The organism is Streptomyces sp. NPDC002809, assembly GCF_040295435.1.
GTDB lineage: Bacteria > Actinomycetota > Actinomycetes > Streptomycetales > Streptomycetaceae > Streptomyces.
Genome location: NZ_JBEOVJ010000017.1, coordinates 1 through 21,725, shown reverse-complemented (window position 1 = coordinate 21,725; position 21,725 = coordinate 1). Strand labels below are relative to the sequence as shown.

The following is a 21,725-nucleotide window of genomic DNA, read 5'->3' as shown; positions in this document are numbered from 1 at the left end:
CCGAAGTCCGGATTCCTTCGTGCGACGGGCAGGGCGGGCGTGAACGCCCTGTCGTAGCACGGAGGAACACACAGCACACCGGCCCGGCGGTGACCTGAGTACCCGTACTCACAGCGCCATGGCATCTGTCGGAGAGAATGGCAGCCATGACCCGACGTACCAGGACGGCCTCAGTCACCCTGCTCTGTGTCTTCGCCCTGACGAGCTGCGGGAAGAGCGCGGACGATCTCTTCTCCAATCTCAACGGCACCCAGTCGTCGGACACTTCGGACCACCGGGCACCTGCGGGCGGCGCCTCCCCCGCGAATGAGCCCCCCAATTACGGCGACAACAGCCGGGCGACGCGCCCGGATCGTCCGAGCGCGGCGGACGAGCAGCGCGCGCACGAGAAGGCCGATGAGATCCGGGCGGCGCTTCAGGACCTCAGGCGTCAGCATCGGATCGATCCAATTCAGGTCCGTCCGGTCCTCGCACGGCTGGCTGCTCCAGCCCACCTGGCCGTGGAGCAGCGGCCCGGCCGGAGCGGACAGAGTCCCGCCCGGGGCAGCGTGTACGGAATCTGGATCGGAAAGTCCGCCTGCCTCACCGGCGCCGTCACACAGGAGCGCGTCTGGACCGAGATCAACGGTCATTTCCCGGAGACAGGCTGCCTGCCCCCGGCAGCCACGCACTGAGGCCGGCACGGACCGACCGGCAGCCCCGCCGGCCCTGCCCGCTCGCGGCGCGCCCGGCACCTGGACCAGGTCCTTGAGGTCTCCCGGCTCGATCGCCCGACTCCGGCTCGCGAAACGTGATGGCAGGCAGGCTCGTACGAGTTGTGCTCATCGGAGGGCTCCGGAGCGTTCCCGCTCGTGGGCCGAGTCGTCGTCTGCGGGAGCCAGGCAGGAGCAGGGCAGGCGCGGAGGTGATGTCCGCCGGTGCACGAGCCGGGTCGACGCCTGCGGGGGCCGAGTCGTCGTCTGACGGAGCGAGGCAGGAGCAGGGCAGGCGCGGAGGTGATGTCCGCCGGTGCGCCAGCCGAGTCGACGGCCATGCCGGACACGCGGCCGAACCGGTCAGTCGCAGCCGCCGGCAAGCACATCGACGACCGTGGTGAGACGCCCCCGGACACGTCTCACGTTCTGCCGCCCTGCGCACGCACCCGCGACGGCGGGATCACCGGCCCTGCGCGCCTCCTCAACCTGTCGGGAACAATGCGACCCCGCGCATCCCAGCGGTTGTCGCGAACGCGCGTTGCCCCGACGATGGGCAGGAGTGCCGCTACGGACGGAGGGCGAGTTGACGGATCCCTGGGTGGCTCTGACGGCCGACGCGAACCCCGGCGCCCGGCTCGGTGAACTACGCCATGCGCACGAGGTGTTCACCTCCGAAGGGCGCCTGGAGACACCGGTACGCTCAGTGGTGGGCCAGTCGTGGCGGCGCTCCGCCCGGGCGCGGGTCAGCCCGGACGGCGCGGCATCGGTCGAACTCTGTGCGGACGAACTCGGAACGTACCGGGACACGCACCCACTGGCTCACGTCATGCCGATGATCCGCGAACTCATGGGCGCCTACGCGATGGACGGCGAGCATCTGCTCGCGGTCTGCGATGCGCACGGCAGGCTGCTGTGGGTCGAGGGGCATGCCCGGGCCCGTCGGCGCGCTGAGCGGATGAACTTCGTGGAAGGCGCCCGCTGGGCCGAGTCGGAGGCCGGGACGAACGCACCCGGCACGGCACTCGCGGTCGGCCGCCCGGTCCAGGTGTTCGCCGCCGAGCACTTCCTCCGGCCGGTTCAGCAGTGGACATGCGCCGCCGCCCCGCTGCACGACCCGCGCACGGGCCGGGTGCTCGGTGCCGTCGACATCACCGGCGGGAACGAGCTCGCGCATCCGCACAGCCTGGCGTTCGTCCACGCTGTGGCGCGTGCCGCCGAGTCCCAGCTCGCACTCGTCGCACCGGGGCCCGCCGGTGGGTCGGCACAGCTCTCCGCGCTCGGCAGCGACGAAGCGCTCCTGGTCCTGGGCGGGCGCAAGATCCGGCTCAGCAGACGCCACAGCGAGATCCTGGTGACGCTCGCCCTCCATCCGGAGGGCCTCGGCGGTGACGAACTGCTGGTCGAGCTGTACGAGGACGAGTCCGTCCCTCCGGTGACGTTGCGGGCCGAACTCGCGCGGCTGCGGCGGCTTCTGGGGCCCGAGCTGCTGTGCTCGCGTCCGTACCGGCTGGGCGCGCCGGTGGACGCGGACTTCGACGCCGTCGTACGCAGGCTGGAGTCCGGGGCGGTGGCGGCGGCGCTCGGCACGTATGCGGGCCCCCTGTTGCCGCGTTCGCAGGCACCGGCGGTCGTCCGGCTGCGGCGCCGGATCGTCGGCCAGCTGCGGGCCGCTCTGATCGCGCGGGGGGATCCGGGGTTGCTCGCCGACTGGGCGTACAGCCCGTGGGGTGCGGAGGACCTCCCTGTCTGGCGGGCACTCGCAGCGGCGGCGCCCCGGGAGCGGCGTGCGGCACTACTGGCCAGAGCCCGGGTGCTCGACGAGGAGCAGCGCGCGTAGTGCCGCTCGCGGGAGCTCAGGGGGCGTTCTCTGCAACGGCGTTGCAACGTCGCGCTGCCTAGCCTCACCCCGAGGGCCGTCCAACGGCGGGCGGCACCGGATCCGGGAGGCCACAGAAATGACCCGCTACGCCGCGCCGGGCACCGAGGGCGCCATCGTCTCGTACGAGTCCCGCTACGACCACTGGATCGGTGGCGCCTACGTCCCGCCGGCCCGTGGTCAGTACTTCGAGAACCCGAGCCCCGTCAACGGCCGTCCCTTCACGGAGGTCGCCCGCGGCACCGAGGCCGACGTCGAGCGCGCCCTGGACGCCGCCCATGCGGCGGCCCCCGCCTGGGGGGCCGTGTCCGCGGGTGACCGTGCGACCGTCCTGAACCGGATCGCCGACCGCATGGAGGAGCATCTGGAGGAGCTGGCGGTCGCCGAGAGCTGGGAGAACGGCAAGCCGGTGCGCGAGACGCTGGCTGCGGACATTCCGCTGGCCATCGACCACTTCCGGTACTTCGCGGGTGCGCTGCGCGCCCAGGAGGGTTCGCTCAGCGAGATCGACGACGACACCGTCGCGTATCACTTCCACGAGCCGCTGGGTGTGGTGGCTCAGATCATTCCGTGGAACTTCCCCATCCTGATGGCCGTCTGGAAGCTCGCCCCCGCGTTGGCTGCCGGGAACGCCGTGGTCCTCAAGCCGGCCGAGCAGACCCCCGCATCGATCCATGTGTGGATGAGCATGGTGGCGGATCTGCTTCCCCCCGGCGTCGTGAACATCCTCAACGGCTTCGGCGCGGAGGCGGGCAAGCCGCTCGCCTCCAGTCCGCGGGTCGCGAAGATCGCCTTCACCGGTGAGACCACGACGGGGCGCCTGATCATGCAGTACGCCTCGGAGAACCTCAAGCCCGTCACACTGGAGCTGGGCGGCAAGTCGCCGAACCTCTTCTTCGACGACGTGTGGGCGCTGGACGACGACTTCCGCGACAAGGCACTCGAAGGCTTCACGATGTTCGCCCTCAACCAGGGCGAAGTGTGCACGTGTCCGTCGCGGGCCCTGATCCAGCGCGGACATTACAGCGAGTTCCTCGAAGCGGGCATCGCCCGTACCGAGAAGATCGTGCCAGGGCACCCGCTGGACACCGACACGATGATCGGCGCGCAGGCCTCCGACGAGCAGCTGAAGAAGATCCTTTCGTACCTCGAGATCGGACTGCAGGAGGGTGCGAAGATCCTGACCGGCGGTCAGCGTGTCGAGCACGGGGGCGAGTTGGCGGGTGGCTATTACGTCCAGCCGACGATCTTCGAGGGTGACAACCGTATGCGGGTCTTCCAGGAGGAGATCTTCGGCCCCGTGCTCGCCGTGACGTCCTTCTCGGACTTCGACGAAGGGATCAGGACGGCGAACGACACGCTGTACGGGCTCGGCGCGGGCGTATGGACCCGGGACACCAACACCGCCTACCGGGCGGGCCGGGCCATCAAGGCGGGCAGGGTCTGGACGAACTGCTACCACGCCTATCCGGCGCACGCCGCTTTCGGCGGATACAAGCAGTCGGGCATCGGCAGGGAGAACCACAAGATGATGCTGGAGCACTACCAGCAGACGAAGAACCTCCTGGTGTCGTACTCGCCGAAGAAGCTCGGCTTCTTCTAGAGACACAAAGCAGGGCGCCTGACCTGGCCTTTTGCCGGGATGCTCGCGTGTGGCCGTGAGCTCTTCCGGACCGTCCGGCGTGAGATGGTGAGCGTATTGAGTTGCTTCGGAGTCGAAGCAATCGCCGTCCGGCGACGGCTGGCCTGTTGCGATGCCGCCGGACGGTGGTCGGTTGCGGCCGACGTTGTGGAGGACGGTGCCGAGCAGGCTGCGGCGGCCTACTGTCCGGCAGCCCCGGGCGATACTGTCGAGCATCATGGATACCGACCCCGCCGTACAGATCCCACCCGGGTCGTTGTCAGGCGTCGGTCTTACGGATGCCCCGGAATCTGTGTACCGGGCGATCGTCGCACGGCTGGCGATCCAACCGGATGAACTCGTCGAGGCCACTGGGCTGACCGCCGATTCCGTCACCGCGTCCATCGAGGCACTCGTCTCCCGTGGCTTGGTCAACGCCAGCGGCGGCACGCTCACCGCTGTTTCCCCTTTGCTGGCTCTCGGCGACCTGGTCGCCAGGAGCGAGAGGGAGGCCAGGATGGCCCGCGCGGCGCTGGATGAACTCGCCGATCATCATCGGTCGATACGCCAACAGGAAGAGTTCCGCGGCCTCGAGGTGATCCATGGGCGCGCGAACATCGGTGATTGGATCAATCATCTGATGCGCGCCACCGAACGAGAGCTGCGGTTGTTCGCCAAACCGCCGTTCGGAGTGGTCGGTGTCGAGGAAACCGACTCGGAGAAGGAGTTGGCCGTCCGCGGGTTGGCCGAACGCGTGATCATCGAGCGGTCGCTGCTCGATGAACCGGAGGCCGAACAGGATCTGCTGGCATCCCTGGACCGCGGCCAGCAGATCCGATTGGCCGAGACGCTGCCGAGCAAGCTGCTGATCGCCGACGATTCGATGGCCCTGGTGCAACTCGACGAAGGCGGTCCGTCCCATGATGTCGTGGTGGTGGTGCGGCCCGGCGGTCTGCTCACGTCCCTGACGACGCTGTTCGAGTCGTTGTGGGAGCGTTCGATCCAGCTGCGGGAGGCTCCGGGACGACGGATCGAGCCGTATCCGGCGTCCGAGGACGCCCTGGGCGATCCCATGGACCGGAAGGTGTTGGCCTTGTTGCTCGCCGGGCACACGGACGGGGTGGTGGCGAGCCGGCTCGGCGTCGGGCTGCGGACGGTTCAGCGTCGGGTCCGGCATCTGATGGACATGGCCGGCACCGACTCCCGGATCCTTCTCGGCTGGTACGCGCGCGACCGTGGCTGGCTCTGAGTCGCCTCGGGCCGGCCACGGTCGCGGCTGGTGCAGAAGAGCTGTTCGGATCTACTCGGCGATCAGATCCGGAATGTGCAGCAGAGCGGTGCTCGACGACGAGCCGTTGGGTCCGCCCTCGCCGTAGATCATCAGATCGTGCTGGTCGTTGATGCCGAAGGAGTAGGTCGGCAGGAACCAGTCATTGCCGGGAATCATCGACGACAGGTCCCACAGTCGGCCCTGCGGATCCCACAGTGCCGAGACCTCGACTTCGGGCTGCAGTTCCACCGTGCCGAGGATCCAGCCATCAGTGGTGATCTTCTCCGCCGTGGCGTTGAATCCGTAGTCCGGCAGGCGTTTCATGCCGGCCGACGGCGTCCACACGAACGCGTCGTCCCCACTGGCGCCGACCACCGAGCCGGCCGCGTTGATCCCGATGGCCACCGAATTGAACTGCCCCGAAAGGGTGCCGAGATTCGTGATCTTGCCGGTCGAGGTATTCCAACTGACGGCCCGTTGCGCACCTTCGGTGGTGAGCGACGATCCGACCGCAGTCCCTTGGGCGTTGATCGCCCTCGGCTGGGTTTCCGTGGTGTTGGCCGACAGCTGAGCCAGTTTGGTGAATCCGCTGGTCCTGGTCCAGCTGAACGGGTCGACGTAGGAGTGTCCCTGACGGTTCTCATCCAGATACGTGAGGCTCGCGAACCCGACGACGGTACCTCCGTCGGTGATGCCGGTGGCGTATCCGCTGGTGTACGCCTTCTCCCGCCACTCCGGCAGCCCGAGATCGGTCACACTGCCGTCGCCCGCCCACGTTGCCGGACGGTCGTTCGCCCCCGCGTAGTGGAGCATCCCGGCCGCTTCCTTACGCTCGTTCATGTCCAGCGCCGAGCCGTACGCCCCCGTGCCGAGGTCCAGGTCGGTGAAACCCGTGTCCTTGGTCCAGGTGGTCGGCGTCATCTTCGCGTTGACCTGCCGATCGCCGGCGACCACGCCGCCGTTGGTGAGTTTCGCGCCGACGAAAGGCTTCTCCCACTTCAGCGCCTCCATCTTCGGCGCGACAACGCTGTTGATCCGGACCTTCGCAGCACCCACGATCGTGCCGTCGGCGTTCGCGACCCGGACCCGGCCGATGACGGGCTCGGACGTCTGGGTGACGGCGCTCAGGTCGATGTCGGCGGCCACCGGCATCGACTGCCCCGGCCTCAGCCGGGACGCCTCGTCCGACTCGGCGGTTATGGTGCCGATGCCGCGGGAGAACATCTCCTCGTGATAGTCGAAGGTCGCCGACCCTGATGGAACGTTGGCGCCGGTCACCACCACGAAGTAGGTGCCGGGCGCCGGATCGTCCAGGACGATCTGCTCGGCACCGGGCCCGATCTTCATGCTGGTGCCCGCGATGCCGCGGGCACCGACGATGTACATGTCGAGATCGGCGTCGTCGGCGCGGGAGGTCAACGCCACGTCCAGTCGCGTCGACTGCCGCGGCACGTCGACGCGATTCGCCGTGAGCTGTCCGTTGGCGACGGTGGAGAACAGGTTCCTGACGAACCCGAGCTCACCGTCAGTGGCGTGGAGCTTCGCGGTGCCCCAGGTGTTCGTCCCGGTGAACTGGACCGACTCCTTCTGATGCACGGTGGCCGACTGAAGGGTCGTCACGTCCGGCGCGAACGACATGCCCTGCAGGGCGACCGTCGCCGTAAAGGGATTGTCAGCAACACCGGAGGTCCGTCGCGCTTCGACCACGAACTCCCAGATGCCCGCCTTCGGTCGCAGCACGGCCCTTGATTTCGGATCACATCCGGCCGGGTCGGGGTAGCCGGTGTAGCAATGGTCGCTGGCGTTGGAGTCGGCCGGGATCCCGTCGGGATCGATGGGCAGGACTCGCATCTGGCTGCCCTTGGCCTGTCCCGCCAGGTTGAGTTGCAGGGCCTCGACACCTTCCGGCACCGCAACCAGGAACGAGTTCGTTCCGGTGCGATCCAGGGTTCCGGCCCTGCTGACCTGATACGTCGGGCCGCTCAGCGGTTTCGCCGCCAGCACGGTCACCGCTACGAACCGGTCGATGCCGGCCGTGGTCGGATCGTCGATGGTCATGATCGCGCTGTGCACGCCGGTCGTCTTCGGGGTGGCGGTCACCGTCACCGTGCTCGAGGCACCGAGAGCAGACGACAGGGTCTTCGGTGCCCGGAACGTGCCGTCATTGCCGACCCAGCCGATCCGGCTCGTGGTGTGCCCTGCCTTCCCGTCGGTCCTGGTCACCGTCACCCGGTACGACTTGCCGGACCCGACCGGCTGGCCGCCCGACCCGGGCAGGCACCGGTTGTAGATCCCGGCTCCCCTGTTCGGCGTGGCCAGATTGCCTGACAGCGCCGTGCACACCGGGGCGGAGACGTCGAAGTTGTTGATCCGCACGCCCTTCGAAAGCTTCTTCCAGGCTGCCGGGATGCTGACCAGTCCGGCACCCTGGGCGGTAGTCGGCACACCGTCGATCGGCCTCGCCGTTCCGGTGAGCACGGAGCGGAGCGCCGTCGGACCGGCTTCGACGTTCCGGGACTTCGCCGCCGACAGCAGCAGGGCCGCAGCCCCCGTCACCTGAGGTGCCGCCATCGAGGTGCCGTTCATCATGCCGTAGCCGACCGGCAGGGAGTAGCCCGCCTCCGGAACGGCCTGTCCTTCCAGCCAGCCGGGTATCGAGGAGATCGCAGCTCCCGGGGCGCTGACCGCGGGTGCGAGCGCACCGTCCTCGGACGGGCCGTGCGAGGAGAACCCGAACAGGCCTTGCGGTGCCTCGACCGCGGAACCGTAGTCGGCCCACCAGGTTTCCTTGCTCACCGATGCTGCGACAGCCAGCACCGAGGAGGAGACCGACGGGGAGCCTACGGTGTTGGTGCCCGCGCCCTCGTTACCGGCCGCCACCACGATCTGCACGCCGAAGAGGCTGGTCAGCTTGTTGTACAGCTGGGAGATCACGTCGGATCCGTCGTTGAGCGCCGGCAACCCGCCGATCGAGAGGTTCACCACGTCGACGCCGCGATTGATGACCAGGTCGATCATCCCTTCGGTGAGGGCCGCTTCGGTGCAGCCGCCACCCCAGGTGCAGGCCCGTGACGAGACGATCTGCGCGCCGGGAGCCACACCGTGCATCGCGCCGCCGAGCAGAGATGTGCCGGCGATGATCCCGGCGACGTGCGAGCCGTGCGCCCCCGACGACAACCCGATGTTCACATAGTTCATCACCTTCCCGACGTTGCTGCCGCCCAGTGGCGACAGGTCGACGTTGTCGCGGTAGTCCACGACGAACGGAATCCGTTCGGTGACAGCGGTCTGCGGATCCTCGGTGCCGAAGTGGCCGATCTGCCGTTGCCGGCCGTAGGGCGACATCGCCGGCGTATCGGTGAAGTCGTGGTCACCGTCGGAGTCCACCCACACCCGATGGGTCTCCGGGTCGTACAGCACGCCGAACCGGTCGTTGGTACTGCGGTTGTTGTTGAGGTCGCCACCGAAATCACTCTGGGTGGTGGTCATCTCGTAGAACAGGCCGAGCTGGAACTTTCCTTCCGGGGCCGTCCACGTGGCCCCGGCGTAGTCGAACCGGGGTCCCGCCACCGCCTTGCTCATCTTCACCCAGGTTCCGTCGCCATCCGTCACCGGATCGGTGGCCGTCACCCAGTCGACCACCTTCGGCCGACCGTCGCTGGTCTTCTGAAGGGCTGCGTGATCGAGGTCGACGCCGGTGTCGAGCACCCCGACGGTGATGCCGCGCCCGTCCCACCTATGGTTTGCCGCAACAAAATCAGTGGCCCCGATGTCATTGACCGGCAGGTACGGATTGTCGGCAGGGGTGCTCGCGTTCGGCGCCGCCGGGTGAGCGGCGCCGGCCTTGGCATCAACCGGGCTGACGGTGTTGCCCAGTTGCGGGCTCGGCACTCGGTAGGTCTTGTCGAGATCGATGGCCTTCACCACCGGGAGGGCAGCCAAGCTCTGTACCTTGCCGGTCGGGACGGTGGCCCGGACGTAGCCGATCTCCGGCTGGATCCTGCCAACTGTCCCGCCGGCTTCGGCGACGGCGGCGGACACCTCCTTGGTGCTGCCGGAGTTCGCGAGCAACATCACCGTCACGGTCTTGGCCTTGGTGGCCTGCGCCTGCTGCAACACCTGGGTGTCGTGGGCACCGAGCTTCTCCGAACTCCGGCCGGCGGGCGCCGTGGCGTCCAGCGGCTGGAAGCCCTTGTCGTCCGTGGGTGGCTGGTACGGATCGCCGGCAGCGGGCGACGTCGCAGAGAAGGTCGCCCGAGAGCCGTTGGCCGCCGGACCGCCGGTACCTGGACCGTCCGGCGCCGCGGCGGCGATGGTCGGTTGCCCGATGCCGAGGGCCGCGGCGGCCATCACCGCGGTGCCGATGACGATGAGTGAGCGGGGTCGCCGTCGTCTCATATCGCTCCTTCGGATTCCGTTGCCGGGCTCGGTCGCGGGCCCGTCCTGGAAACCTCGCAGTTGGAACAGGAACGCAGCAATGCCCAGTGACGGGCGGACGTGTGACATGGCGGCATTCCGCCATGACCCGGGACTGCAAGACGAACAGGACGGCGGCGAAGATGGCCCAGGACAGGAGGAACTCGAACGACTGGCTCGAGAAGAGTCCGCCGATGACGTCGGGAATCAGGCCGAAGACGCTGCGGGTGTTCCGCACCAGCCACACGGCAGCGAGCAAGCGGAACGGTGCAGCACCGGGTCGAACTCATGGGAGACCGGTGTTGAGCGGAAGACGCCGATGCAGGCCACGGAGGGCAGCACCTCAACGGGGCCGAAGGCGCCGGCCGTCTGGTCCGGATACTCGCGGGAGGGCGGAACCAGATGGACCGGCATGGAGGAAAGCGCATGTTCAGCCTGCCGCTGGAGGCCGCTGACCTTCATGTCGTTGGGGGGTCCTGATCAAAGGAGAAGCCCTCCGGTGCGGTGGAGCTGTTCAGAACTCCCCGCACCGGTCGAGGTGTCCGGGACGAGCCCGGCCGGACGTGCCTCGGTGACGCTGGAGATCGGTTCATCCACTCGAACGGCAACGACCTCCGCCGCATCGCCGCCGCCGCCGACCTCATCGGCACCACCGTCGACCGGTACGACGCGGCACCGACTCGGCATAACTCGTTACGACTCGGTACACGATGAGCCTGCTCCCTCTGAGCAGCGTGGATGTACACGGAAGCGGCGGGCCCAGATCGGGTACGGGCAGGACCCACCGGCCTCGTCCGATGGGGAAGACTGAGTCCATGAGAGACATCGTTTTCACGCGCAGGAGCGGCTGGATCCCGAACGTGATCCGCGAGGACGGTGAGCTGAAACTGACGCTCGGTGCCGGGGCCGACGCCAACCATGAGCCCCGTACGTTCACGTTCAGGATCGGGGAGGCCCATCTGGCAGTGATCCGGGAAGACTTGGCCAGGCACCTGCTGCTGTGGAGTGCGGTCCTTCCCCTGTGCGATGCCGCCGGAACCCGGGGCCGGCTCGACGAGAACGCTGCCGTCGCGTTCCTGGACCCGATCCTCCTCTCCGCGCCCGCGGACGTCGACGCGTTCTTCCAAGGCATCCGGTGGGACAAGGGCCGGCTCATCGCCCATGGAGCCGACATCGGTCTGCTCGAGCGCGGTCAGGTCTGCGCGGCGATGCGCGCGGCGACAGAGACGTCCGACGGGAAACGCGCTCAGGAGTACCACGCGAACCGTCGTCGCGCCGAGCGCGGACAAGTACTCGGTCCACTCGACGCCGCGATCCTGATGTACACGGGCCAGTACCTGCACGGCGCGACGGTTCCCCGGCGAGCGCCCGACGCCGTCGACCCCGCGCTGCTGCCCGAGGTCATGCGGGTGATCGCCGCCGCGGAGCAGGCGTGCGCCGGGATGCGGATCGGCCGCGATCCGCGACGCGGAAAGCGCGCCACGGACAAGGGCGACTGGAATCGGATGGCGACGACGGCAGAGACGGCCGTGCGCCGCGCACGCCCTGAGCTCGTCGATGACGCGGTGCGTACCGTGAGCTTCCTGGTGTGCTCGGAGGCCGCGGACCGTTCCAGGAACACGCCCATGGAGGATGACGAGGGGGCTGCCGGCAACCCCGCCGCCTTCGGTGAGAGTGCGCGGAGGACGATCCTGTCGTTCACCGACGACAAGGGCGTCGAGAAGAAGTGGCTCCCGGACAATCCCCGCACCGCCAACGCGGAGTTCTGGGAGTTCGTCGGCGATCGCTCTGCCGCGGACAACGAAGTGTTCACCATCGAGGACGAGGAGATGGGTGAAGGGATCCAGCTCCACTTCTACGCGGACTCCATCGCCCGGATCACGACGGTGCACGAGGGGGAAGGCGGGTCGGATCCGGAGTACCGGGTCGAGTACAGCCTGGTCGACGGAATCAGCGCGTACCGGACCCTGGTGGGCGCCTTCGTCCGCGGCGGCTGCGCCGCACTCGAACAACACGGCTCCTGGATACCGGATGCCGCTGAGTTCGAGCGCACACGCCGGCGGCGCGACACCGCGTGAGGGCTGTCCCGCAAGAGCCCGCGTGCCCTGCATGGCCCAAACGAGAGGCCCTGGGGGGACAGCCGTCAGGACCTGTCCGGGCGATCAAGGTGCTGGCGGGTGGCCGAGACATGACGGGACTCCGGATGGTCGCTTCAGCTTGAGGACATGGCTGGCACACGACGTCGTGTGCGAGGGTTGCGCGTATGGATTGGCAGTCTGAGAGCCCGGAACTCTGGAGGTTCCTTGAGGCCCTGCACCACGGCGACATCATGTCCGGCACCGTTGCGGCGATCGAACCGTTCGGTGTCTTCGTGGCCCTGGACGACGGGCCTGACCATCCCACCCTGCCCGGTGTCGGGTTCCTCGGGATCCCCGAACTGTCCTGGCGGCGCTTCGACGATCCCGCCGACGTTGTTCAGGCAGGGCAGGCGTCTCGTGCGAGTTCATCGGGTTCGACACCCACAACGCCGAGGCCAGACTGTCCTTGAAGGCACTGGAGCCCGACCCCCTATGCGCTTTCGCCGAACGCACAGTGGTGGGCCAGGAATTCCGCGGGACGGTTGAGCAGGTGCTTCCCATCGGCGTCCTCGTCGGCCTCGGGGACGGGGTCTTCGGGCTGGTCCCCTTCAGAGAGATCGACGGCAGCCCTGCGGCGATTCCGGCAGAAGACTTCGAGGTCGGGGAGGACATTGCCGTCATCGTCGCGGAAATCGAGCTGCCAACCCGCCGGGTGTTCCTCTCCAGGCCGAAGAGCGGCCGGTACGCAGGAGTCGTGCTGCCCCCGTGACGGCCGCCGTACCCGAAGGGTTGAGGTGAGCACACTCAAGCCCGCAGGAGTCGCCACCACCCGATAGGACAAATACGGCTACGCCTTCGTCGGCACCGCCACCGCCACCGCAGCAGCGCTCGCCATCCGGCTCCGCACCTGATCACCCGGACAGGTCCGGGTCCCGGCGGGAGCCCGCGCACGCGCCGTCGGAAGGACCTGCGAAAGAGCGGATGCCGAAGTCCGCGCACTGGCCGACGCGGCCGGCCGGCCCGGCCGCATCGCTCACCGGGGACCCGGCTGGGCGCTTCCTTCCGGTTCTGGGCCGACACCGGGTACAACGCCCCACGGACTCGCACTGCCCTCGGCCTGGAGGCCGTCGAAGCCCCGCCAGGAGCCGCCGGCGGCAGAGCGTGGGTGGACGCGGCCCGACGGTCGCGGCCGGTCGAAGACGCACGTCATCCGACCGCGACGGGCTGCCCGGTCACGGGTGGAGCCGCGTCGTCGTACCCCGGTAGGCAGCCGGGTCCGGAAAGCGCACCTCGACCTCAAGCGGGCGCGGCGGCGTGGTCCTCGTCGTGGAACGCGACCCTGGACACCTCGCGATCTTCACAGTCGTGCACCCCGCCCGGCAACGGTCTCCGCAGTGCTGAATCTGCCGTCGAAACCCGTGGACCTTTCGATTGGCTCACCGGATCGACCGCCTCCCGAACCGACGAACATTGGCTCTGTCCGTTCTCCCGGACAGAGCCAATCACCCCGTACGCCGCCGAGTTCTGCGACCGCCCTGTCACTTCGACGCCCAGGTCCCGACCGAACCCGCCCCTGCCACCGACACGGACCCCCTCGTCGCCCTCGGTGTCCTCGTCCGTGCTGGCCGCCCGGCACACTCCACAGCGTGTCGTCTGATCAGCCGCGCCCCGGCAGGAAACTGTGGGGGCATGACGACAGAGCTCGGACTTCCTGAAGACATCCAGGCCTGCCTCTTCGACCTCGACGGGGTGGTCACCAGGACGGCGGTGGTGCACGCCGCCGCATGGAAGGCGACATTCGACGCCTTCCTGCGCGAGCGGGACGGAGCGGGCTTCCGCCCCTTCACCGACTCCGACTACGATCAGTACGTCGACGGCCGCCCCCGAGCCGACGGCGTCCGCTCCTTCCTCACCTCCCGCGGCATCGAGTTGCCCGAGGGCACCCCCGACGATCCGCCGGACACGCAGAGTGTCAACGGCATCGGCAACCGCAAGAACGAACTCCTCCTGGAGAAGATCCGCACCGACGGCGTGCAGCCGTACGAGGGCACGCTGCGCTACATCGACGCGGTCCGCGCCGCCGGACTCGCCACCGCGATCGTCTCCTCCAGCGCCAACACCCGCGACGTACTGCACTCCATCGACGCCGAGCGGCTGTTCGACGTACGGATCGACGGCGTGGTGGCCAGGGAACGGAAACTGCCGGGCAAACCACACCCCGACACCTTCCTGGCCGCCGCCCGCGACCTCGGCGTCGAGCCGTCCCGCGCCGCCGTGTTCGAGGACGCGCTGTCCGGCATGGACGCGGGCCGATCCGGGCACTTCGGCTTCGTCGTCGGCGTCGACCGCGTCGGGCAGACCGACGCCCTCTACGCCCACGGCGCCGACCGTGTCGTCAAGGACCTCGCCGAACTCGGAGGCCACTCATGATCACCAACGGGACGTACACCGTGGAGCCCTGGCGCTTGCGTGAGACGGCGCTCGACCTCGACCTCCTGGCGCAGAGCGAGTCCGTCTTCGCCCTGTCCAACGGGCATGTCGGCTGGCGCGGCAACCTTGACGAGGGCGAACCGCACGGCCTGCCCGGCAGCTACCTCAACGGCGTGTACGAACTGCACCCGTTGCCCTACGCCGAAGCGGGCTACGGCTACCCCGAGTCGGGCCAGACCGTCATCAACGTCACCAACGGCAAGCTGCTGCGGCTGCTGGTCGACGACGAGCCCTTCGACCTGCGCTACGGGCGGCTCGGCAAGCACGAACGCACCCTGGACTTCAGGCGCGGCGTGCTGGAGCGGAGCTGCGAATGGACCTCCCCGGCCGGTACGACCGTCCGGGTGCGTTCCACTCGCCTGGTCTCCCTCGCCCAGCGCGCCATCGCCGCTGTGGAGTACGAGGTCGAGGCCGTCGACAGCCGGACCAGGGTGGTCATCCAGTCGGAGCTCGTCACCAACGAGAGTCTGCCCTCCTCCGACGGCGACCCGCGGACCGCCAAGGCGCTGCAGTCCCCACTGGAGCCGGAGGAGAACCAGGCCATCGGGTCGCGGCTGCGCCTGGTCCACCGCACCCGGCGCAGCGGTCTCAGGGTCGCAGTGGCCGCCGACCACGTCGTGGACGCCCCCGGGAAGATCACCATCAGCAGCGAGAGCAACACGGACGTCGCCCGCCTGACCATCACATCTGTCCTGGACCCGGGACAGAGGCTGCGGGTGCAGAAGACCGTCGCCCACGGCTGGTCGGGCATCCGCTCCCGGCCCGCGATGAGCGACCAGGTCGAGGCCGCGCTGGCCGCCGCCGCACATGGCGGCTGGGACGAACTGGTGGCCCAGCAACGGGCTTACCTCGACGACTTCTGGGCCCGCGCCGACGTCGAGGTGCACGGCGACGAGGAGATCCAGCAGGCCGTCCGCTTCGCCCTGTTCCATGTGCTGCAGGCCGGCGCCCGCGCCGAACAGCGTGCGATTCCGGCCAAGGGGCTGACGGGTTCCGGATACGACGGCCATGCCTTCTGGGACACCGAGATGTTCGTGCTGCCCCTCCTCACCTACACCGCGCCCAAGGCGGTCGCCGAGGCGCTGCGTTGGCGGCAGGCCACTTTGCCCGCCGCCCGGGACCGCGCCACCCAGCTCGGGCTGCGCGGCGCCGCGTTCCCGTGGCGGACCATCGACGGCTCGGAGGGCTCCGCGTACTGGCCGGCCGGCACCGCCGCCTTCCACGTGGCCGCCGACATCGCGCACGCCGCGGTGCGTTACACGGCAGTGACGGGCGACACCGGCTTCGAACGCGAGACCGCCCTGGAACTCCTGGTGGAGACGGCCCGGCTGTGGCGCTCGCTGGGTCATCACGACCTCCACGGCGTGTTCCACATCGACGGCATCACGGGGCCGGACGAGTACAGCGCCGTCGTCGACGACAACACGTACACCAACCTCATGGCCCGCTCCAACCTCCTAGCCGCGGCCGACGTGTGCGAACGCCACCCGGAGGAGGCAGCCCGGCTGGGCGTGGACGAGGAGGAGAGCGCCGCCTGGAGAGATGCCGCCGATGCCGTGCACATCCCCTACAACGAGGAGATCGGCGTCCACGAACAGCACGCCGGCTTCACCCACCACCAGCGCTGGGATTTCGCGGGCACGGGCGCCGACCAGTATCCGCTGATGCTGCATTTCCCCTACTTCGACATCTACCGCAAGCAGGTGGTCAAGCAGTCCGACCTCGTGCTGGCCATGTACACCTGCGGCAACTGGTTCGACGCCCACTGCGACGACGACCAGATGGCGGCGAACTTCGCCTACTACGAGCCGCTGACCGTACGGGACTCCTCCCTGTCCGCGTGCTGCCAGGCTGTCGTCGCCGCCCAGACCGGACATCTGCGGCTGGCCTACGACTACGCCACCGAGGCCGCCCTGATGGACCTGGCCGACTTGGAGCACAACACCCGCGACGGACTGCACATCGCCTCGCTGGCCGGTACGTGGATGGCGCTGGTCGCCGGATTCGGCGGCACCCGCCGGGACGGCGACAGCCTGCGCTTCGCGCCCCGCCTGCCCGAGAAGTTCAGCCGCCTCGCCTTCCGGCTCCAGTTCCGCGGCCGGTGCCTGCAGGTGGAGATCGGTCCCGACAAGGCGACGTACGCGCTGCTGTTCGGAGACCCTCTGACGATCCACCACCACGGGACGGAGGCTCACGTGAACGGGGAGGGGCCCGTCACCCTCGCCATCTCCGCGCCGAAGCGGCGGCCCACCCCGGAACAACCACCGCACCGCCGTCCGGGCGCCGCCGACCGGTGAGGCCCGGAGCAGGGATGAGACGGCGTGACTGAGCGAGCTCCGCTCTGTGTATCGGGGCACCCCCCCGAGCGTGTCTCTTCGAATGGTTGGTCAGTTGATCGGATGTGTCCGTCCGGTTAGTGATCACTGATGCGATGTGGGGACGGGATCGAGCCGCTGATACCGGCCGATCCGGTCCCCGGCCGGCGATGGGCCGACCAGCGCCGCACCTTGGAAGCCAACACTTGAACCGGGCTCGGACATGGGCGGAGCCTAGCCCGAGTGCCTCCCGGGCGCAGCGGACATGCACTCCACCAGGCACCGCTTCTGTTCGGTGGTGGGCACGCATCCCTCGCCGTTGGGCTTCGGGACCGAACGAGAGAAGATCACGTATGGGCCCCGCCTGCCCCGCCTGCGCCGGAAGCTCGCCCAGATCCCCTTCAGCCCTCTTCGCAGCCACTCCTTCGGCGAGGAGAAGCATCGCTTCCAGCTCGGGCGAACCGTCAGCCCGGCGACGCTCGACGCCTTCGAGACGGACCACGGAGTCGTGCTTCCTGCCCCCTACCGCGACTTCCTGACGTTCCTTGGCGCGACCGGGGCTTCCCCGTTCTACGGACTCCTGCCCCTGAGCCGGTGCGAGCTGTTCACGATGGACCCGAAAGGGGCCGAGGATGGGGCCCCGCGGGGCTTCACCACGGTCGAGGATCGTGCACGTCCAGGCGACAGGTTCCTGCACATCATCGAAGCAGGATGCAGCGACGTGGTTCTGCTGGGAGTCACGGGACCGCTGACCGGCCGTATCGTCACGGGCAACTCCGATGGCTTCCGAGGCCCCGACCTCTCGTCGGCCCCCGACTTCATCGCCTGGTATGAACTCTGGCTGGACGAGATGGCGGCAGGTCACGACAGCCGGGCGCTCGAACTGACCTCGCCCGCCAGCCGCAGCGCTGAAAGAGGCGCGCGTCCCACCTCATAGCAGCTCCGGACGGCATCCGAGGACATCGGTCCTCACTGACATTGATCAAGAAGATCGTGCGTCAGTGACTCCCAAAACCATCTTGGAACGACATCCATGACGACTGACGGCTTCATAGCCACGAGGAGGCCGTTGCAACCTGCCAGTGGTCAATGGCCAGCGCAGAACAGCGTCCACAACCTGGCGTGGCACATCGCCCGTCGGCCCGGTGGGCTGGTCGCTCTCGCGATTCAGTACGGACATCTGCGCACTTCGGTGTCCGCCGGCTACGCCGCGCGCAGCCGGGACGGCATTCACGACCTCCTCGACGTGGAGACGGCCCGCGCGACCATCGACACCGTCCCCGACCTGAAATGCCGATCTCAAAGACGGCATCGGGATCTCCGGTCCCCGCGCTGCCCGCAGAGCGATCAAGGCCGCCGCCACCGTTCCGCAGTACACCGGCAACATCGTCACCGCCCGGCAGGCCCGCCGGATCCGCGCCAATCCTCAACTGGCCGTCTACGACAATCCCAACACGCTGCTGATGTGTGTCTACAAGCGCGACAAGGCCCTGCGCCACCGCGGCATCAAGGACACCCCCAGTCTCGATCGGTGCGTCCCCACCTGCGCGAACATCGCCCGCACCGATCGGCACGCCGCCGGTCTGCGCCGCCGCGCCACCGTTCTTGATCAGCGGGCTGCCCAGGTCCCCGGCCCGCTGGGCGAGCGGCTGCGCAGCAACGCCAGGCATCTACTCGACCTTGCCGACGCCCACCGCCACACCCGCATCACAGTCCAGGACGGCACCGCATGAGCCCGGCACCCGACGAACGCGACCGTATCCGCGCGGCCGTGCACCGCATCCTGCAGGGCACACCGCAGCACTCCAGTGGTGCGGTGACGATCGTCGCCCTGGCCGAAGAAGCCGGCGTCCCCCGCAATGCGCTGACCCAGCGCCACCCCGACCTCAAAAACGACTTCTACGCACAGGTCAGGGCCCGCGGACAGACCCCGGACTCCGAGATCCGCCTGCGCAAGCAGATCGTCAAGCTGAAGGAACTCCGCGCGAAGGACGCCAAGGAGCTGTCGCAGCTGCAGACCGATATCGATCACCTCGTCCGCGCCGTCAACCAACTGACCCTGGAGAACCGGCAACTGCGCGGTGCGCTGTCGCAGCCCAGCTCCCCGGTCAGAGCACTGCCGACGCAGCCGCGGCCCAATCGGATCCCGTGAACCGCGCTCAGGGGCCCAGCCGGCCGTGGGAAACATCGGTACAGCCGTTGGCAAGAACCCTCAACTTCCTGGGCCGATACAGCTTCAACGCCTCCATGCCGTGCGAGGGCCTGCATCCGCTGCGTGACCCGGACGCGGTCGAGCTCGACGATGACGAAGACGGCGCGGAGGAGTGGAGCCCTCAACCAGGCCAGTCCGATCAGCCTTGTAGGGAGCGTGTCCATTCCTGCGCCCTCGGGGCCGGCCCGTCTATCGCGAACGCCTCAGTGCCACGTCCCGCAGCGGCCCTGAGTTGGCATCAGTCGAGGGCGTGGCTGCGGCCGGTCTGCAGGATCTCGTCGGAGAGCTCGGGCTCGACGTGGCCTACGGCGCGGGCGAGCATCAGCGCGCCGACCATTTCGCTGAGCAGGCGGATGGCCCTGTGGCGGGCCTCGGCCGGGTCGAGCTCGTGGCCCTTCTCCTCGGCTTCGTGCAGGAACTCGGCGGCGAAGCCGGTGAGGTAACCCTCGACGCCTTCGGCGTACGCGCTCTGCACGGCTTCGCTGTGCCGTCCGGCGTCGGTGACCAGGGAGGCGGAGGGACAGCCGCCGTCCGGGGCGTCACGGTGCGCGGTGGACAGATACCCGGCCACGACCCGCTCCAGCGGAGAGCCGGCCTCGTCCGGACCGTCCTCGATCGTCCGGGCCAGGCCCCCGAGCGAGGCGGCAAAGGAGGCGCCGCACACCTCCACGGCCAGGTCGTTCTTGGAGGCGAAGTGGTTGTAGAAGCCGCCGTGGGTGAGTCCGGCTTCCTTCATCAACTCGGCGATGCCGACCGCGTCGATGCCCTGCGAGCGAAACATGCGGCTCGCCGCTTCGAGGATGTTCTGCCGGTTGCGGGCCTTGTCCTCCTTGGTGATCCGCGGCATGGCCGTCCTTTCGCGTCGCTCCCGAATTGACATTTTTAATGACGCCTCTCATCATAGCAGGAGTTCCAATGATGACCATCATCAATAGTTCGTGGAAGGGGAGCGCCATGCGCGCCATCGCCTACGACCAGCACGGAGAAGCCAGGCAGGTACTACGCCTGAGCGAGCAGCCGGCCTCTGCTGCGCCCCCGGCCGGGCAGGTGCAGGTGCGGGTGCTGTCCCGGCCGATCCACCCCGGCGACCTGGCGGGAGTGGAGGGCCTTCCGGGTGGGCCGCGGCAGCGGTTCGCCACGCCACGGATTCCCGGCGTGGAGGGAATGGGCGTCATCGAGACCGTCGGCGAGGGTGTGCAGGATCTGCGGCCCGGTCAGCGGGTGGCGTTCTTCCCGGTGCCGGGCGCGTGGAGCGAACTCGTCACGGCGCCGACCGATCTTGTGGTGCCGGTGCCCGAGGACCTCAGCGACGAGACCGCGGCTTTGATGCTGGTCAACCCGCTGACCCTGCTCTCCTTGCTGCGGGCGGTCGAGGACGCCCAGCACGGCCAGGCCGGTCCGGTGGTGCAGACGGCCGCCGGTTCGTCGGTGGGAAGGCTGGTCAGCGCCGCAGCACTCAGGCACGGCATCCCGCTGGTCAACCTGGTACGCAGCGCCACGGGGGCGCAGACCTTGCGGCAGCGCTTCCCCGGACTGCCGACCATCTCGACGGCCGACGCGGACTGGCGCACTCAGGTCCAGGACACGACCGGCGGCCGGGGTGCCCAGGTCGTACTGGACGCGGTGGGCGGATCCCTGACCGGTGAAGTGGCCGGGCTGCTCACCGACGGCGGCACGCTGATCACCTACGGACAGCTCGGTTCCGGCAGCACGCCGCTGGAATCGCTCGCGCTGACCCCGCGGGCCCTGACCGTGCGGGGCGCGTCCATCGACCAGTGGATGGCCGCCCGCACGCCTGAGGAACGGGCCGAGGACGTCGCCTTCGCCGCCCGTCTGGCCGCGACCGCCCCGGAACTCTTCGAGGTCGCCGCCAGCTACGACCTCGCCGACTTCGCGAAGGCCATCGACCATGTCCGCCGCCCCGGCAAGAGCGGAACCGTCCTGCTCACCAGCCCCGCACCCTGAACCCCACGAAGGGCACCACCATGAAGATCGGAACCCTCGGCGCCGGAACCGTCGCCCAGGCCATCGCCCGCCACGCCGTGGCCCACGGCCACCAGGTCGTACTGAGCAACAGCCGCGGCCCCGCCTCCCTGGCCGGCCTCGCCGACGAACTCGGACCGCTCGCCCACGCCTGCACCCCGGAGGAAGCCGCCGCGGCGGAACTCGTCGTGCTCGCAGTCGGCTGGCCCCGGATCCCGGACGCGGTAGCCGGCCTGCCACCCTTCGACGGGCGCATCGTCATCGACGCCACCAACCAGTTCGCCTCCCCGCCCCCGCACACGAAGATCGCCGACCTGGGCGAGCTGACCGGCAGCGAACACGTCGCCTCACTGCTGCCCGGAGCCCGCGTCGTCAAGGCGTTCAACACCCTCTACGGCCAGTACATCGCCGCCGACCCGCGCCACCGGGCCGGACGCCAGGTGCTGTTCCTCGCCGGTGACGACGCCGACGCCAAGACCACCGTCATGGACCTCACCGCCGCCTTCGGCTTCGCCCCCGTCGACCTCGGCTCCTTGCGCGAGGGCGGACGCCTCATGCAGCTCGGCGGCCCACTCTCCGGCCTCCACGCCCTCAAACAGGACTGAGCCGGGCCCTCGCCCATTCCTCGCTCTCCTCCTCATCCCCCCTCAGCACAAGGAAGTCGCTCATGACCACTCAGCCCCTGCTGCAGCCCGTCCGCCTCGGCGCGCTGGAGCTCCCCAACAGTGTCGTCATGGCCCCCATGACCCGCGCCCGCGCTCAGAACGCC

General features: G+C 68.8%; 17 protein-coding genes and 1 pseudogene. 15 read left to right on the top strand and 3 right to left on the bottom strand.

Annotation, left to right across the window (positions count from 1 at the left end; translation table 11 throughout):
• The first annotated feature begins 146 nt into the window (after positions 1-146).
• The 4 genes from ABT025_RS13505 to ABT025_RS13490 all read left to right on the top strand — a co-directional run bounded on the left by ABT025_RS13505 (position 147) and on the right by ABT025_RS13490 (position 5,441).
• Positions 147-674: a hypothetical protein gene (locus ABT025_RS13505; RefSeq protein WP_350993308.1), complete on the top strand. Its 528-nt coding sequence runs from the start codon at positions 147-149 to the stop codon at positions 672-674.
• A 604-nt stretch (positions 675-1,278) separates the two neighbouring features.
• The gene (locus tag ABT025_RS13500; RefSeq protein ID WP_350993306.1) at positions 1,279-2,532 is read left to right on the top strand and encodes a GAF domain-containing protein; all 1,254 of its coding nucleotides are present in this window, start codon (positions 1,279-1,281) and stop codon (positions 2,530-2,532) included.
• Between the two features lie 118 nt (positions 2,533-2,650).
• A complete protein-coding gene (gene exaC, locus ABT025_RS13495) occupies positions 2,651-4,174 on the top strand; it encodes an acetaldehyde dehydrogenase ExaC (protein WP_350993304.1) in 1,524 nt (507 codons plus the stop codon).
• Positions 4,175-4,430: 256 nt separating this feature from the next.
• Positions 4,431-5,441: a hypothetical protein gene (locus ABT025_RS13490; protein WP_350993302.1), complete on the top strand. Its 1,011-nt coding sequence runs from the start codon at positions 4,431-4,433 to the stop codon at positions 5,439-5,441.
• A gap of 51 nt (positions 5,442-5,492) precedes the next feature.
• On the opposite strand, the gene ABT025_RS13485 is transcribed toward ABT025_RS13490, so the two are convergent.
• Together ABT025_RS13485 and ABT025_RS13480 are read right to left on the bottom strand one after the other, a co-directional pair.
• Entirely contained in the window at positions 5,493-9,860 is a 4,368-nt protein-coding gene (locus tag ABT025_RS13485) for a S8 family serine peptidase (RefSeq protein ID WP_350993300.1), read from the bottom strand.
• A gap of 225 nt (positions 9,861-10,085) precedes the next feature.
• The gene (locus tag ABT025_RS13480; protein WP_350993298.1) at positions 10,086-10,340 is read right to left on the bottom strand and encodes a hypothetical protein; all 255 of its coding nucleotides are present in this window, start codon (positions 10,338-10,340) and stop codon (positions 10,086-10,088) included.
• A gap of 353 nt (positions 10,341-10,693) precedes the next feature.
• Here ABT025_RS13480 and ABT025_RS13475 point away from each other — a divergent pair, with 353 nt between their 5' ends.
• The 9 genes and pseudogenes from ABT025_RS13475 to ABT025_RS13435 all read left to right on the top strand — a co-directional run bounded on the left by ABT025_RS13475 (position 10,694) and on the right by ABT025_RS13435 (position 18,913).
• Positions 10,694-11,956: a DUF6357 family protein gene (locus ABT025_RS13475; RefSeq protein ID WP_350993296.1), complete on the top strand. Its 1,263-nt coding sequence runs from the start codon at positions 10,694-10,696 to the stop codon at positions 11,954-11,956.
• 185 nt (positions 11,957-12,141) lie between these two features.
• Positions 12,142-12,426, top strand: coding sequence for a S1 RNA-binding domain-containing protein (locus ABT025_RS13470; RefSeq protein ID WP_350993294.1), 285 nt, complete (start codon positions 12,142-12,144; stop codon positions 12,424-12,426).
• A complete protein-coding gene (locus tag ABT025_RS13465; protein WP_350993292.1) occupies positions 12,423-12,725 on the top strand; it encodes a S1 RNA-binding domain-containing protein in 303 nt (100 codons plus the stop codon). Before ABT025_RS13470 ends, ABT025_RS13465 begins: the two co-directional genes overlap by 4 nt.
• Before the next feature lie 920 nt (positions 12,726-13,645).
• Positions 13,646-14,386: a beta-phosphoglucomutase family hydrolase gene (locus ABT025_RS13460; RefSeq protein WP_350993290.1), complete on the top strand. Its 741-nt coding sequence runs from the start codon at positions 13,646-13,648 to the stop codon at positions 14,384-14,386.
• Positions 14,383-16,743 (top strand): glycoside hydrolase family 65 protein, encoded by a 2,361-nt coding sequence (locus ABT025_RS13455; protein WP_350993288.1) that lies wholly within the window; start codon positions 14,383-14,385, stop codon positions 16,741-16,743. The genes ABT025_RS13460 and ABT025_RS13455 overlap by 4 nt, the downstream gene beginning before the upstream one ends.
• A gap of 104 nt (positions 16,744-16,847) precedes the next feature.
• Positions 16,848-16,962, top strand: a pseudogene (locus ABT025_RS13450) (transposase); the annotation flags it as partial.
• A gap of 64 nt (positions 16,963-17,026) precedes the next feature.
• Positions 17,027-17,698 (top strand): SMI1/KNR4 family protein, encoded by a 672-nt coding sequence (locus ABT025_RS13445; protein ID WP_350993286.1) that lies wholly within the window; start codon positions 17,027-17,029, stop codon positions 17,696-17,698.
• Between the two features lie 526 nt (positions 17,699-18,224).
• Complete coding sequence (locus ABT025_RS13440) at positions 18,225-18,494, top strand: hypothetical protein (RefSeq protein ID WP_350993284.1); 270 nt, start codon at positions 18,225-18,227, stop codon at positions 18,492-18,494.
• Complete coding sequence (locus ABT025_RS13435) at positions 18,491-18,913, top strand: hypothetical protein (protein ID WP_350993282.1); 423 nt, start codon at positions 18,491-18,493, stop codon at positions 18,911-18,913. Before ABT025_RS13440 ends, ABT025_RS13435 begins: the two co-directional genes overlap by 4 nt.
• Positions 18,914-19,211: 298 nt before the next feature.
• Here the strand turns inward: ABT025_RS13435 and ABT025_RS13430 are convergent, their stop codons facing one another.
• The gene (locus ABT025_RS13430; RefSeq protein WP_350993280.1) at positions 19,212-19,820 is read right to left on the bottom strand and encodes a TetR/AcrR family transcriptional regulator; all 609 of its coding nucleotides are present in this window, start codon (positions 19,818-19,820) and stop codon (positions 19,212-19,214) included.
• Positions 19,821-19,888: 68 nt separating this feature from the next.
• Here ABT025_RS13430 and ABT025_RS13425 point away from each other — a divergent pair, with 68 nt between their 5' ends.
• Positions 19,889-20,938: an alcohol dehydrogenase catalytic domain-containing protein gene (locus ABT025_RS13425; protein ID WP_350993278.1), complete on the top strand. Its 1,050-nt coding sequence runs from the start codon at positions 19,889-19,891 to the stop codon at positions 20,936-20,938.
• Positions 20,939-20,958: 20 nt separating this feature from the next.
• Entirely contained in the window at positions 20,959-21,561 is a 603-nt protein-coding gene (locus tag ABT025_RS13420) for an NADPH-dependent F420 reductase (protein WP_502971938.1), read from the top strand.
• Positions 21,562-21,725: the final 164 nt, after the last annotated feature.

What these genes read in the sequence shown, in the direction of transcription:
- ABT025_RS13505 (WP_350993308.1), top strand. Translation starts at nt 147, where the DNA reads ATGACCCGACGTACCAGGACGGCCTCAGTCACCCTGCTCTGTGTCTTC.
- exaC (WP_350993304.1), top strand. Translation starts at nt 2,651, where the DNA reads ATGACCCGCTACGCCGCGCCGGGCACCGAGGGCGCCATCGTCTCGTAC.
- ABT025_RS13490 (WP_350993302.1), top strand. Translation starts at nt 4,431, where the DNA reads ATGGATACCGACCCCGCCGTACAGATCCCACCCGGGTCGTTGTCAGGC.
- ABT025_RS13485 (WP_350993300.1), bottom strand. Translation starts at nt 9,860, where the DNA reads ATGAGACGACGGCGACCCCGCTCACTCATCGTCATCGGCACCGCGGTG.
- ABT025_RS13480 (WP_350993298.1), bottom strand. Translation starts at nt 10,340, where the DNA reads ATGAAGGTCAGCGGCCTCCAGCGGCAGGCTGAACATGCGCTTTCCTCC.
- ABT025_RS13475 (WP_350993296.1), top strand. Translation starts at nt 10,694, where the DNA reads ATGAGAGACATCGTTTTCACGCGCAGGAGCGGCTGGATCCCGAACGTG.
- ABT025_RS13470 (WP_350993294.1), top strand. Translation starts at nt 12,142, where the DNA reads ATGGATTGGCAGTCTGAGAGCCCGGAACTCTGGAGGTTCCTTGAGGCC.
- ABT025_RS13460 (WP_350993290.1), top strand. Translation starts at nt 13,646, where the DNA reads ATGACGACAGAGCTCGGACTTCCTGAAGACATCCAGGCCTGCCTCTTC.
- ABT025_RS13455 (WP_350993288.1), top strand. Translation starts at nt 14,383, where the DNA reads ATGATCACCAACGGGACGTACACCGTGGAGCCCTGGCGCTTGCGTGAG.
- ABT025_RS13445 (WP_350993286.1), top strand. Translation starts at nt 17,027, where the DNA reads ATGCACTCCACCAGGCACCGCTTCTGTTCGGTGGTGGGCACGCATCCC.
- ABT025_RS13440 (WP_350993284.1), top strand. Translation starts at nt 18,225, where the DNA reads ATGTGTGTCTACAAGCGCGACAAGGCCCTGCGCCACCGCGGCATCAAG.
- ABT025_RS13435 (WP_350993282.1), top strand. Translation starts at nt 18,491, where the DNA reads ATGAGCCCGGCACCCGACGAACGCGACCGTATCCGCGCGGCCGTGCAC.
- ABT025_RS13430 (WP_350993280.1), bottom strand. Translation starts at nt 19,820, where the DNA reads ATGCCGCGGATCACCAAGGAGGACAAGGCCCGCAACCGGCAGAACATC.
- ABT025_RS13425 (WP_350993278.1), top strand. Translation starts at nt 19,889, where the DNA reads ATGATGACCATCATCAATAGTTCGTGGAAGGGGAGCGCCATGCGCGCC.
- ABT025_RS13420 (WP_502971938.1), top strand. Translation starts at nt 20,959, where the DNA reads ATGAAGATCGGAACCCTCGGCGCCGGAACCGTCGCCCAGGCCATCGCC.